Annotated in this window: 11 protein-coding genes; 10 read left to right on the top strand and 1 reads right to left on the bottom strand. The window is 38.3% G+C overall.

All coding sequences use genetic code 11. The annotated features are described in order from the left end of the window. The first annotated feature begins 18 nt into the window (after positions 1-18). The 10 genes from INF28_RS08560 to INF28_RS08520 all read left to right on the top strand — a co-directional run bounded on the left by INF28_RS08560 (position 19) and on the right by INF28_RS08520 (position 11574). A complete protein-coding gene (locus INF28_RS08560; RefSeq protein WP_226393052.1) occupies positions 19-2361 on the top strand; it encodes a glycosyl hydrolase family 2 protein in 2343 nt (780 codons plus the stop codon). A gap of 73 nt (positions 2362-2434) precedes the next feature. Continuing rightward, positions 2435-3007, top strand: coding sequence for an RpiB/LacA/LacB family sugar-phosphate isomerase (locus tag INF28_RS08555; RefSeq protein ID WP_226393051.1), 573 nt, complete (start codon positions 2435-2437; stop codon positions 3005-3007). A 27-nt stretch (positions 3008-3034) separates the two neighbouring features. Continuing rightward, positions 3035-3751 (top strand): class II aldolase/adducin family protein, encoded by a 717-nt coding sequence (locus INF28_RS08550; RefSeq protein ID WP_226393050.1) that lies wholly within the window; start codon positions 3035-3037, stop codon positions 3749-3751. 106 nt (positions 3752-3857) lie between these two features. Next, the gene (locus INF28_RS08545) at positions 3858-6146 is read left to right on the top strand and encodes a hypothetical protein (protein WP_226393049.1); all 2289 of its coding nucleotides are present in this window, start codon (positions 3858-3860) and stop codon (positions 6144-6146) included. A 32-nt stretch (positions 6147-6178) separates the two neighbouring features. Beyond that, the gene (locus tag INF28_RS12875) at positions 6179-6307 is read left to right on the top strand and encodes a hypothetical protein (RefSeq protein ID WP_264175735.1); all 129 of its coding nucleotides are present in this window, start codon (positions 6179-6181) and stop codon (positions 6305-6307) included. Between the two features lie 287 nt (positions 6308-6594). Beyond that, complete coding sequence (locus tag INF28_RS08540; protein ID WP_226393048.1) at positions 6595-8343, top strand: glycoside hydrolase family 35 protein; 1749 nt, start codon at positions 6595-6597, stop codon at positions 8341-8343. Positions 8344-8905: 562 nt separating this feature from the next. After that, positions 8906-9325, top strand: a complete 420-nt coding sequence (locus tag INF28_RS08535) for a sigma factor-like helix-turn-helix DNA-binding protein (protein WP_226393047.1) — start codon at positions 8906-8908, stop codon at positions 9323-9325. Then, on the top strand, positions 9303-9524 hold the full coding sequence (locus INF28_RS08530) for a helix-turn-helix domain-containing protein (RefSeq protein ID WP_226393046.1): 222 nt from the start codon (positions 9303-9305) through the stop codon (positions 9522-9524). Before INF28_RS08535 ends, INF28_RS08530 begins: the two co-directional genes overlap by 23 nt. Before the next feature lie 455 nt (positions 9525-9979). Continuing rightward, positions 9980-10174: an excisionase gene (locus tag INF28_RS08525; RefSeq protein ID WP_226393045.1), complete on the top strand. Its 195-nt coding sequence runs from the start codon at positions 9980-9982 to the stop codon at positions 10172-10174. A gap of 113 nt (positions 10175-10287) precedes the next feature. Further along, positions 10288-11574 carry a tyrosine-type recombinase/integrase gene (locus INF28_RS08520; RefSeq protein WP_226393044.1) on the top strand — a complete coding sequence of 429 codons (1287 nt, stop codon included), beginning with the start codon at positions 10288-10290 and terminating at the stop codon, positions 11572-11574. Between the two features lie 818 nt (positions 11575-12392). Here the strand turns inward: INF28_RS08520 and INF28_RS08515 are convergent. Continuing rightward, a partial coding sequence (locus INF28_RS08515) for a type I restriction-modification enzyme R subunit C-terminal domain-containing protein (RefSeq protein WP_318961749.1) occupies positions 12393-13474 on the bottom strand: 1082 nt, incomplete at its 5' end.

The raw sequence follows: 13474 nt of genomic DNA, 5'->3' as shown, positions 1-13474 counted from the left end.
TTGTCAGGAGGGAATAGGGTGTTTACGTTTGACAGTATAAAAAGGATTGATCAATTTAACAAAGATGAATTTATTAATCCCCCCAAAGAAAATTTTCCGATATATTCGTGGGTTTGGAATGATGTTCTGACACGTGAAAAAATAAAAGACGGTATCGAAGAAATGAATCGTTTAAATATAAAAGGATTCTATATTATTCCTATCCCTCCTGAATTTAGACCGGACTCTATGATAACAAAGCTTTATCCGCCGTATCTCAGTGATGGCTTTTTTGAATATGTGGATTATGCAATAGAGATTTCAAAAAAGTTTGATATGGAAGTTTGGCTGTATGATGAAGGCGGGTGGCCGTCAGGACAAGCAAGTGGAAGAGTCGCTGAGAATATTGAAAATCCATATGTGAGATTGGTAAAACTCGATGAGAGCGATGGAAAAATCAGAAGGGAATATAAGCAAAATGGGATTACAGACCTTTTGAATAAAGAGGTTACAGAATGTTTTATAAAACTTACACATAATGAGTATGTTGATAAATTAAGTAATATAAACAAATGTAGCTGCTTTTTTACTGATGAACCCAAAACCGAAATGCCGTCATGCACTGCTGAATTTGAAAAAATATGGAAAAAAAGGTATAAGCTTCCGTTAAACGAGCTTTATGAGATTGTTTTCAAAAAAAACCATACGGAGGAAGAACAGAAATATCTCATTGCATATAAGCTTATGATAGGCGAGATATTTAAAAGAAACTATTTTGAAAGCATAAAGAAATACTGTAATGAGCATGATTTATTGTCTGTCGGTCATCTGGATCGGGATCATGTAGCGGAAAGTGCAGGGTATTTGGGATACGGCAGTGTAATCAGTATACTTAGAACGCTTGATATTCCGGGAATTGATGTTATTGCAAGACAGATTATGCCGGGATGCTGTGTGGAAGAGAAACAGGATACCGTATTGAGATTTTTCCCCCGGGTGGCTTCTTCTGCGGCACACCTTAATGGAACAAATTTAGCCTTATCCGAAAGTTTCTCGGTTTACGGAACCATATCATATGAAATTATGAGATATGTCGTGAACTATCAGATTAGCAGAGGGATAAATCTGATCAATCCAATGCTTATATCATATGGAAAAAGTGGATTTCTGACCTATGCACAGCGTCCCAATTTTTCGGAAAATGCCCCGCTTGCGCATGCGCTTAGTCAGTTTAACATGGAAACAGCGAGAAAATGTTATATGATGACAAGGGGAAGAACTGTAATTCACACGGCACTGCTTTGCCCGGTCAACGGCCTTTTGGCAGGGGGAGAATATTCAAAAAATTGTGCCGCGCAATATAAAATGCTTGGAGAAAAGCTGGAAAATTGCGGTATCGATTTTGATATCATTGATTACGATGCGGTTAGGGAAGGAACCCTAAAAGAAAATCAAATTGAAATAGGAGATATGGTTTATACCAATATTTACTGGATTGATGATAAATTCATTCCGGAAGATATAATGACCGTATTAAAAAAAGTTGGCAGTGATGCAACCCCTTTGTATATGTCGTCTGATGGCTATAAAAACATTAAGGTCACAATGAGAAAAACAGCGACAGAGCGTATTTGTTTTCTATATAACGAAGGCGGTGATGCTGTACAGTCAAGAATAGGGATTCCTGACATCCGCAATGCGTATGTGTGTGATATACAAACCGGGGAATACTTAAGCTGTAACACATATACAGAAAATGATTGGTCATTTTTTGATGTTAAATTAGAAAGCGGCGAAAGTATAATTGTTGTATTTACGGATGAAAAACTGAGTTATAAAGCAGAAGATTGCACAGGGTTAATTGTAAAAATCGAAAATGTTAATTCAATAGGTTTTAAAAGATACCGGTTATGTGAGGATGGATTCGCAACCAATAGCGGCCGGCTGCACAAGGAATATTTTGGCGAATTTAGTTTTGAAAAATATTTAGGAAAAGATTTTTCAGGTGAAGTAACTTTTTCCGGAAATTTTAAAATTCCCGATGCCAAAATAGAAAACGCTTACTTTGTAATGGAGCAGGTTGAGTGTTGTGCAGCTGTTGAGATTAATAACATTCATATAGGATATGCTTTGCATCCACCATACAGGATTAAATTTGATCCATCAATCCTGGAAAAAGGAGAAAATAAGGTTGTATTCACCGTTGCAAATTCCGTTGCAAATGAGTACGTATATTCTGATAATGAAAAAAATTATACAGAGGCACAGCTGGGGACATATCACAGAATGACACAAGGTTATGAACAAGATATGATAAGCGGCGGAATTTATGGTGATATAAAGATTGAGTGTGAAATTGCAGTAAAAAAGAATGAAAATTGATTGAGAAAAGATATTTTAAGAGAATACTATTAAGATATAGCAATTAATTTGTAACAGAAAGAGGAGAGCTAAAATGAAAACAATTAAAAATAAAGAGCTGCTTGTAGGGGCAGATTTTGCCGGATATCCTTTAAAGGAGGCGGTCTGCAAACACCTTAGAGAAAAAGGGTGGAAAATAACCGATGTGGGTGTACGTGCTGACTCCGCTGACGATGATACTGATTTGATGTTTCACAGAGTGGGACTAAAAGTTGGATCTATGATATCTGAAAGAGAATTTGAAAGAGCTTTAATATTTTGCGGAACCGGAATGGGTATACATATCGCAGCAAGCAAATGTCCGCATGTTCATGCAGGAGTTGTAGAAAGCGTTCCTGCCGCACTCAGAGCGATAACCGGGAATGGCGTGAATGTACTTGCAATGGGGGCGTTTTATGTTGCCCCGCAAATGGGTTGCGATATAGCGGATGCTTACCTGAATGCAGAGCTTGGCAGCGGATATGAATGGTGGCACAATTTCTATGAGTTTCATAAGCTTGCAATAGATGAACTTGAGGCATTTAACTATGATGAGTATAAGAAGAATGGGTTCAAAATCAATAAGCTTGGTGATTTTCCGCTGAAACTGGAAACCAAGCCTGAATAGATTACGGTAGATTGGATGGATTATGCTATGAAACTAAGTTATATGGAAATCAGAGAACAAATATGCGATGTGTGTCATAAGATGTGGCAGCTTGGCTGGGTTGCGGCCAATGACGGGAACGTATCGGTCAAGCTGGAGGACGGAAGTTTTCTGGCAACGCCTACGGGAATGAGCAAAAGTTTTATCACTCCGGACAAGCTGGTCAGAATTGACAGGGACGGGAATGTTTTAGAGGCGGAGGGGGATTACCGCCCCTCCTCGGAAATCAAGATGCACCTGAGATGCTATGAAGAAAGAGAAGATGTGGGTGCAGTGGTACACGCACATCCGCCGACCGCAACAGGGTATGCGGTTGCCCATAAGGCACTTGATGAATATTCCATGATTGAGACTGTAATCGCATTGGGGTCAATTCCTGTAACCCCATATGGTACACCGTCCACCTATGAGGTTCCGGAGGCCATTGCTCCCTATCTGGGGGAACACGATGCCGTTTTGTTGATGAATCACGGTGCGCTGACGGTAGGTGCGGATTTGATTACGGCGTATTATCGTATGGAAACCATGGAGTTATTTGCGAAGATTAGCCTGAATGCAGAACTTTTGGGCGGCGCAAAGGAAATCTCGAGGGAGAACATTGACCGCCTTATCCATATGCGGAAGAACTATGGTGTGACAGGCAGGCACCCGGGTTATAAGAAGTATAATGAATATTCACAGAATATCAACCCTTGTGATGAGTAGTGCAGAGCTATTTCAGGATGTAAAGTGACCCCAAAGTATTTCATATACAGACCGTTTGTTTGATATATTAAAATTTTGGCGGATAAAAAGAAAGGAATGTGGTACAATGAAAAAAATTACAAGCCTAATTGCTGCTTTCATAATGATGGCAGCGATGACAGCAATGCCAATGCAGATATCTGCTGAACCCGGTGTGTTTAGCGGGGCAGGAACTGAAAGTGATCCTTATCTGATTTCGACGAAAGCTGATTTGGAAAAGATGAATGAATTGATTAACTCATTTGAGGAAGATGCGGCCGATTATGCGGCTGCTTCCTATAAGCTTACAGCAAACATATCATATGGTGGTGATGAGTGGCTTCCGTTAGGCGGAGTTATCCCAAATGAAAACGAAAGCAGTAAGACACCTGCCTTTACGGGTAATTTTGACGGTGACGGGCATACTATCAGTGACCTGAAAATTTCATCGGGCGGCACGGAATTAACGGATTTAATACCGCAGTATATGGGCTTTTTTGGTAACGTTACCGGAAACAATGATCAGTCGAAAGTAGAAATCAAAAACCTTAAGATAAAGAATATTAAAATTAACTATGCAAATCATAAGATGATAGCAGACGGCGGAAGTACAAGTAAAAGAGTAGTAAGTGCAGGTGCTTTTGCCGGTAAGGTTGATTTCACATCGATTGAGAATTGTCATGTAGAAAACGCTGTTGTTATTAATACGACAGACACTAGAGAGACAGAAGGCTTTGGCGGATTTATAGGTTGTACACGTTGGGCCTGCGTTATAAACAACTGTTCCGTGAAGGATACAAAGCTTGCAGCAGGTAATGCTGTAGCAATAGGTGGATTTATAGGACAGAACCAATCGACCAACTTGAAACTTAAAAACTGTTATGCGATAAATGTGACGCATGACCAAGGCGAGGACTATGGTAACAAAAGCTATTTGAATACGGTATACGGATTTGGTTATCAACAAAGAGATCTCAATGGGGCAAAACAGGATATCGTGAATTGTTATTCGACACTGGGCGATCTTCAGGGGACTTATTATAACGAGTCACCGGTATATGACGAAACAAAAGCACTCGGTGTATCAGGCGTAAGATTAGCCAACATACCGGAAAGCTTGACCGGAGAGCCTCCTGTCTCTTCAACGGATTTCACTATCACAGCGGTTAAGTCTGCAGTTGATACCCAGAACACTGATGATCCCACCAGACCTGTTCAGCATAACACTGTAACTGTACAGATTGACAGAAAAGACGGAATAACAACTGCTCCTAATGTGTACGTTGCAGCCTACGACCTTGACGGCATATTGATGGACGTTGAAATGGGGAATGTATCAGAAGATACAACAGTGTTTAAATCCAATGTATCCTATGACGGAGCGGAGTATATCAAAGTATTTGTATGGGATGATAATTTAAGACCTGTAGCTAATGTATATGCCGCAAAAGTAACGGAATTCGGTTGGATGGAGGAAATTGACCCTGAGACGGCACGTGAAAGAAAGAAAAGACTTATCCTTGTCGGCGATTCCTTGATGGATAACAAATTTAAGACACAGGGGGTGCAGTACGGCTGGGAGGAAACTATACAGCCATATATTAATAAAGAAAAAATGGACTGTGATCCCAATATGCGTCACGGACATGGCGGCAACGATATACAGATGCTGATGGAGGGACGTTATTTTAGCTTTCTTCCTAAGGAGAAATGGTGCGGTTGGGATACCATTAAGAGCCGGTTCGGCGTGGGTGATTATCTGATTGTAGCCTTAGGTACAAACAATCAGGGGCGTTTGACGGGTAGTTATTTTAATGACGTAGATTACAGCAATGACGGAAAAAGAGTTGACATCACAGAAGCTAACAAAGGTACATATTGGGCGAGAAAATATGATGACGTACAGTACAAGGAGGAGGATGTTGTTGCGTGGTATTCAGAGATCATAGATTATGCAACTGCGAAAGGGACATCGGTTATTATCCTTTCACCTCCGCCGGCGAAATGGAGCACGACCAAAGATAAGAGTGAATTCAGTATGGATTACAATGAGAGTAACTATCCTATGAAAGAGGCAAGAGAGGCTATAATAAGGGTCGTTGAAAAATACGAGAGCAACGACAAGGTTAACTTTATAGATGTTTCGACTTTGTATAGTGATGCACTTAATAAATATATGGAAGTCAACAAAAAGACAATGAATGTAGTGAGTGCAACAGAAAATCAGGATGGTACGTGGACTCCGGGGTTGCTGTATACCGATCACTTTCACCTTACAAAGGACGGTTCTGATTTGCTGGCAGAAACAATAGCAAAAGAACTTAAAAATATTGAGGGAATGGAGGATTATATCAATTATCCTTTAGCGTCAGAGTAAGGTTCTTTGTCAAAATATGAAGGAGAAAATTTATGATAAGAGTACTTGTATGGAATGAATATGTACACGAAAAGACAGAGGAGGCAGTAAAGAGTATTTATCCGAACGGAATACATAACGCCATAGCAGAATTTTTGCAGCTGTCCCGTATCAAAATTTGATACGCTGTAAACAAAGAAAAGGGAATATAATATGCCATCATTAGTATAAAAAAGGCAATAAAATTTTTCTTATTTATCTGGATTTATATTCCATTCTATGGTATTGTTTGTGTTGCCGGGAGGTGATATTAAACGGCAAAGATAGCGCTGCGAGATATTTATTGAGACAAATATGTTGCCGGCAGTAGGGTTTACAATTTTTCATTATTGGCAAGCCGTCGTTTTTATTATATACTTAAAATAAGCAGTGTATAAATCGTGAAAATGCATATTGGCGGAGGAATTTTATGGAATTTAATATAACGGGTAATCAATTTGTTCGTGACGGACATCCGATAAAGCTTATATCGGGTTCGGTACATTATTTCAGAAATATGCCGGACACATGGGATGATATTTTTAATAAAATGAAGGCTATGGGATTGAATTGTGTTGAAACATACACAGCATGGAATATGCACGAACCCAAGCCGAGAGAATTTTGCTTTGAGGACAGACTGAATATTGCGGAATTTATTAAACAGGCTGCCGACCATAATTTAATGGTAATCGTAAGGCCGGGACCGTATATTTGTGCCGAATGGGAATTCGGCGGACTTCCGTGGTGGCTTCAGAACGAGGATGATATGGAAATAAGATGTATGAATAAAACATACATAAAATATTTTGACAGATATCTCGACCGTTTGTTTGATGAAATAAGACCTCTGCTTTGCACTAACGGAGGACCTATCATTATGCTGCAGTGTGAAAACGAGTACGGATATTACGGAGACGATAAGGAGTATCTTAAATATTTGAAGGAAGGTTATCGCAGAAGGGGAATTGATGTTCCGCTGTTTACCTCCGACGGCCCCGAGGAAGCTCATCTTCTGGACGGAAGCGTTGAAGGCTGTATATCTACACTCAATTTCGGCAGTGACGTTGAGGGAAGGTTCAAAGATCATGACAGACTGTATCCCAATCAGCCAAAGATGTGTATGGAAATGTGGGATGGCTGGTTTGATGCATGGGGCGACGATGAGCATCATACCACCTCTGCCGGGGACTATGCAAAGACTGTGAGCGATATGCTTGAAAAAGGCAGTGTCAATATGTATATGTTTATCGGAGGAACCAACTTTGGTTTTACAAGCGGGGCTAATCACTATGAAAGATACGCACCCGATGTTACAAGCTATGATTACGATGCTTTGCTTACGGAATGCGGAGATACTACCCCAAAATATATGACAATCAGGGAGGTTATCCAAGGATATACTGAAGCTCCGCTGCCCGAGGTTCCGCCGAACAGAAGGAAGCTCTCTTACGGAAAGGTGGCTTTGCGCCAAACCGCAAAGTTGATGGATAATATAAATGCGCTGTCATCGCCTATTGAAAGTAATGTTCCTCTCAATATGGAGAAATACGGCATAGGATATGGATATGTACTATATGAAACCCGTTTGAACCGGGATTATGTCGATGCGGAACTTTCCTTTGAAAGCATTGGAGACAGAGCATTGGTGTATATAGAAGACTGCTTGCAGGGCGTTGTATATGTAAATGACGAAGAGCTTTCCTTAAAAATTAATGCCAAAGCCGGAGAAACTATGTACATATTGGTCGAGAATATGGGCAGAACGAATTTCGGAAGCAAAATGATGCGAAAAAAAGGAATCGCAGGCAGATTGCTGATAGACGGCAAAATTCATTTTTCGTGGAAGGCATATCCGCTTGAGATGAACAATCTTGATAAACTCATATTTAAATCCGAAGAAATCAAAACAGGGTTCTTTAAAGGTACTTTTGAAGTAAATGATATCGCAGATACATTTTTGAGCCTTGATAATTTTACAAAGGGGTTTGTGACAATTAACGGGTTTAATATAGGCAGATTTTGGGAGATAGGTCCGCAGAAAACTTTGTATGTTCCGGCGTGTATATTGAAAAAAGGAAAAAATGAAATAATTGTATTTGAGTCGGACGGATTAAAGGGCGAAGCTAAGGTGAGCTTTACGGATAAGCACGACTTGGGAAGCGGCGAAAATGCGTGATAAAAATGATTGCGATGGAATGATAAGTCGTTTTGAAAAAGATATGACAAGGAAATGAAGTTTTAGAAAAATTGAATTTAATATGGAGCTAAACTCCGGCCTGAGGGCGTTTCATCGGCGGTTTGCGTTACTGCCGAAAAAGCAAAATGTTCCGGACACTGCTAAAAATATGCGGTGTCAGAGCATTTTGCTTTTTTATTGGTACAATAGTCGATACCCTTACACATACGGTTTGAACTTGGAATTTCATCCTAAATAAGCAATATATTGGCTGTATGGTTTACAATTTTTCATTATTGCGCAATAAAGCGGCTTTGGTATTACGCCCGATATCCATGATCTCCAATTCAAATTTCACTCAAAAAATTTGAATGGAGGTATCAAGATGCAGATTTGTGAGTGGCGTATAAATGCGCTATGTAGAGATATTAAAAAATTTTTGGATAAATTTTTTAATATCTTTTGTATTTTTGAGTGTAGCTGCACTTTCTTAATGGGAACAAGTTATGAACCTCCGAACAAAAGGAGGAAAATAACTGTGTTTTCTAAAGAAGAAATATGGATGAGAAAGTTTGATGCTTGTGTGAAAAAGGCGTTGATACAAGAACTGAAATATCGAAAGCGGAATATGAAAAACCATAGAAATCATTTTGTAAATTTTTCGGAACTTAGTTGCTTAGAAGAACAGCGTCTTTATTTCGAAGATACATATTCAGTAGAATACTTTCAGAAGACTGTAGAGACAAAACTGTTTGACGCAGTAATTTGCAATGAACTTCTGTATGAGGCTTTGCAGTTGCTTACTCCATCCAATCGAGAGATACTATTGCTCAAGTATTGGGGAAAAATGACCGATTTGGAGATAGGGCGCACTCTTAGCATGAGCCAACAAATGGTGAATTACAATAGAAATAAATCACTAAAATTATTAAAAACAATGATTGAGGAGATGATGCAAAATGACCAGAGGTTTAAGTTTTGAGCTAATACAAAAGGCGGTTTCTGGCGATGAAATCGCAATTGACAGACTTGTGGCTATCTATGAGCCATATATCAATACATTGGCGTCGCAGACATTATACGACAAAGACGGTAATGAGATCATTGGCGTAAATGTGGATTTGCATGATTATCTAAAAAGTAAGCTGATACAAGTTATTCATACCTATAAAATTGCATAAAGCTTTGGGTTTCTTTGGGTACAAGATGAAAGTATCCCTCTAAATATATAACCATCGCCAAAGAAACCCAAACTTTTAATAGAATAATTGCTCTTTGACAACTGAATAACTCGTCTTCTAACGTTACCCATATGCGAGCACGGCGAACGGTACGCTTGCGATAAATGCCGGTTCGGAAAACAGATGTGGAAATCTGTATGCCATGATACATATGGAGGATAATGATACTTGCGCTATGACTGCGCTCCGTGCAGATGCGGGGAAGTAGCTGTGATGTTCGAATAAGGGCATTGGAGATATTATGACGACTTGTCCGAGGTCGATAGAAGATGTTTTAAGTACTGCAAAAGACTTGATAAAGATGGTTGATTAAAATAAATAATATTGCGCACAAGCCTGTATTAGCAGCAACGTTGGCAGTAAACAACAATATTTTGTATAAGGAGTATCGTGAAATGAAAGAAATACCTATTTGGGAAAAAAGCAATTTGACACTTGAGGAGGCAGCGGCATATTCGGGTATTGGTATCAATAAACTACGAGCATTGTCATCAAGGGAAGACTGCGAATTTGTATTGTGGGTTGGAACCAAACGATTAATTAAAAGAATAAAATTAGATGAGTATATTGAGAAAAGCTATTCCATTTAACAAATATAAAGTTATACAAAGGTAAGGCACATTTACTTATTAATAGAAAAATCACTTGCATTTTTGGTGTAAATCTGGTATAGTTTTATACACTAAGTGGACGTTGCTTTTCAATGAGAATTGAAAAAGGAGTCGATAACGTGTTGAAAAATATAACGCCCAAAAGTAAACATAATAGGAGGTTAGATAAAAATAGAATTACGCTTCGTACTGGAGAATCGCAACGATCTGACGGTACATACAGTTATCGCTGGACATCAAAGGATGGTCGCAGACATGATATTTATGCAAATACTCTTGAAGAGTTGCGTGAGAAAGCAGAATTAGCCAAAATTGATCAACGTGACGGTATAAAAACGGAAACACGTCAAATTACCGTTAATGAGCTTTTTGATATGTGGTGTGATTTAAAACGAGGGATTAAGGATAACACTTTACAAAATTACAAATATATGTATAATATGTTTGTCCGTCCGAGTTTTGGAAAATTGCGAGTAACAGCAGTGAAGAAATCTGATGTAAAGAGATTTTATAATAAACTTGCAGATGATAGAATCCTGAAGGTTGCTACGATTGATACTGTCCACAATATTTTACATCAGAGTTTTAGTATGGCGGTTGATGACAATATTATACGCACTAATCCTACCGAAAATATGTTAAAAGAGTTAAAAAAAGCTCATAACTTTACAAGAGAGAAACGTAAAGCCTTAACTGTCGATGAGCAAAAATTGTTCATTAATTACTTGCGAACAAATCAACAATACAATCACTGGTATCCTGTCTTTGCAGTTATGCTTGGTACGGGAATGAGGGTTGGCGAGCTGATAGGTCTTAGATGGTGTGATATCGACCTTGAAGAAGGCCTTATTGACATCAATCATACGCTGGTATATTACAATAAAGGTGATGGGCATGGATGCTCGTTTGCAATTAACACTCCAAAGACAAAAGCTGGTGAACGTACTATTCCAATGATGGATTTCGTTAAGGAAGCATTTCTTCTCGAAAAAAAGAATCAAGTAGAGATAGGGATAACTTGCAAAGCTTCTATTGATTGTTATACGGATTTTATATTCGTAAACAGATTTGGTGATGTGCAACATCAAGGAACTTTGAATAAAGCAATCAGAAGGATAATCCGTGATTGCAATGACGAAGTGTTATTGAAAAGTAACGAGAAAAGTCCGATTTTACTGCCACCGTTCAGCTGCCATTCGTTACGTCATACATTTACCACGCGTATGTGTGAGGAAGGAGTAAATATAAAAGTAATACAGGATATACTTGGACATAAGGATATTTCTACAACGCTTGACATTTACACGGATGTTACAAAGGACTTAAAGAAAAAAGAAATTACATCTTTTGAAAAAAACTTTGGTAACATGGTAATTTAAGCTATACACCAATTTACACCAAAGCTTACACCAATTTTCCTAATTAATGTGCAAGGTTGTGTAGAGAGATGTAAATAAAATCTGTTGGAAATGGCTTAAACAGAGGGGTTATGAGTGTTTGTGAAGATTTACATAAAAGAAGGATTTCAAATCCCGACAATGAAGCCTATCGATAAATAAATGGCGTATCTATGCGGTTTGTAAGGATATAGCACCTTGTTTTACCACTTTTTTACCACTTTTCAAATTTAGTAGAGTCCACTATAATATGTATTAATAAACCGTCATTGCATGAGCAGTGACGGTTGCTTCTATTATTCACAGTTCTGTATTAGTTAATATGGTATTATCCATTATCCATTATTCATTTTTATTTGTGGAACACTCATCCAATGAGTAGCAGAATTTCTATCGCTTTCTTTTTTCTTGGATGATTAAAACGATTAAAATTTTGATATACTTTAGAAAAAGAACAATGTCATAAATACATAATTGATCTTTATCAAAATAATTATTTGGATTTATCTAATAGGATTTGTGATTTGATAAAATTTTCATCAAATTATATGATTTATCACGTTAAACATTTGTCCCATACGAACATTTGAATTTATAAGGAAAAACCGCACAATTGTCCATCATCAGCAAACTATGATTTTTGATGTCTGCGTCAGTTTTTAGCTCAAGCAGCCGTGGCAGTAGTCTCATTTACTTTGAGACTACTGCCTTGTTTTTATATAAATTATTTTTATCAGGAATGTTTTGAAAGTGGGCTCAGTCCGATGTAAAAAGTAGTGTGGTTATTTTGTTGTTAGTACCTATGCTGCTGCATTTTTGTTGATTTGATCAATTACGCTGCGGATTCCTAACCACACAGACATGTCTGTAAAAATTTCTACAATGCTGCCTTTATCTGTGAATGGAGCGTCTTGCAACACAGACAAATCTTTCATTATACCGTTGTGAACAATATATTCAACAATCTGATTTACAAAGTAAATCTGCCTTGCGTCAAGCTTTGTATTATTTAAATATTCTGAAAATGCTTCTTTTGCGGCATTCATATCAAGGCCAACCAGTTCACGCACAAATTCCCCAAGGGGCTTGTCGCCGTATTCTGCGGTATAATCCTCTTTGGATCCCAATTCTTCCCATAAAATCTTTTCCAGTTCGGAGATGTCCTCGGCAGTCAAAGGAATATTGCCTTTTAACTTTGCAATTGTTCGGTTATCTTGATGCTGTCTTATGTAAAATTCTGCCTTTGCCCTATAGTTTTTTAAGTCATCATTTTCAAGCTCAGATACATTCCATTCGGTAGTAAAAATATCGTCTGCAAAATTGGTATCATATTTTCTGCTGTCTTTCGGAATATATTTCATCAGATCTCTAAGCGATGTACGAATATTTTCAAATTCGTTGATTCCACAGTTATCCAAGAAATCGGTATGTAGAATTTGATGAATGATCTCTGCCTTTGCGGTAATCTCGGGTATATTGGCAACGCTTGCAATGGCGTTGACTTTTTTAAATAGGTCGTTTTTGTGTTGGCTGTATCCTTTTCCGTTAAGGTGTGCAAGTTCAATGGCATAGATAAGAGCATCAAAGCGCACGGCGCTTGCTTCGTCTTCGTCGGGGATAATGAGAGGAGCTAGTTCATCGCGAATAAGAAGAGTATCCTCGTATGTCAGTGAAACATAGTTTTGTTCGTTTGCATATAGATCTACATATTTCAGATGTTGTTTTACGGCAAAACTATCTCTGTTAAGCTCTCTTACCTTTGATGCCATTTCTGCGACCAAACTTTTCCGGAAAGCGATGAATGTATCGGTCTGATACATAATATCCTGTAGTTTAAAAATAATCTGTGCTTTTAAATAGAATATTGCTCCTTGCAGCGCCA

Origin of the sequence: Ructibacterium gallinarum (genome assembly GCF_014982785.1) — a bacterium.
Lineage (GTDB): Bacteria > Bacillota > Clostridia > Monoglobales > Monoglobaceae > Ructibacterium > Ructibacterium gallinarum.
This window is presented reverse-complemented; position numbering and strand designations above follow the sequence as displayed.

Bases quoted from the DNA above. Each gene is read 5' to 3' on its own strand.
- INF28_RS08535 (WP_226393047.1), top strand. From the start codon at position 8,906: ATGAGAAAGTTTGATGCTTGTGTGAAAAAGGCGTTGATACAAGAACTG.
- INF28_RS08520 (WP_226393044.1), top strand. From the start codon at position 10,288: ATGAGAATTGAAAAAGGAGTCGATAACGTGTTGAAAAATATAACGCCC.
- INF28_RS08530 (WP_226393046.1), top strand. From the start codon at position 9,303: ATGACCAGAGGTTTAAGTTTTGAGCTAATACAAAAGGCGGTTTCTGGC.
- INF28_RS08540 (WP_226393048.1), top strand. From the start codon at position 6,595: ATGGAATTTAATATAACGGGTAATCAATTTGTTCGTGACGGACATCCG.
- INF28_RS12875 (WP_264175735.1), top strand. From the start codon at position 6,179: ATGATAAGAGTACTTGTATGGAATGAATATGTACACGAAAAGACAGAG.
- INF28_RS08550 (WP_226393050.1), top strand. From the start codon at position 3,035: ATGAAACTAAGTTATATGGAAATCAGAGAACAAATATGCGATGTGTGT.
- INF28_RS08545 (WP_226393049.1), top strand. From the start codon at position 3,858: ATGAAAAAAATTACAAGCCTAATTGCTGCTTTCATAATGATGGCAGCG.
- INF28_RS08525 (WP_226393045.1), top strand. From the start codon at position 9,980: ATGAAAGAAATACCTATTTGGGAAAAAAGCAATTTGACACTTGAGGAG.
- INF28_RS08555 (WP_226393051.1), top strand. From the start codon at position 2,435: ATGAAAACAATTAAAAATAAAGAGCTGCTTGTAGGGGCAGATTTTGCC.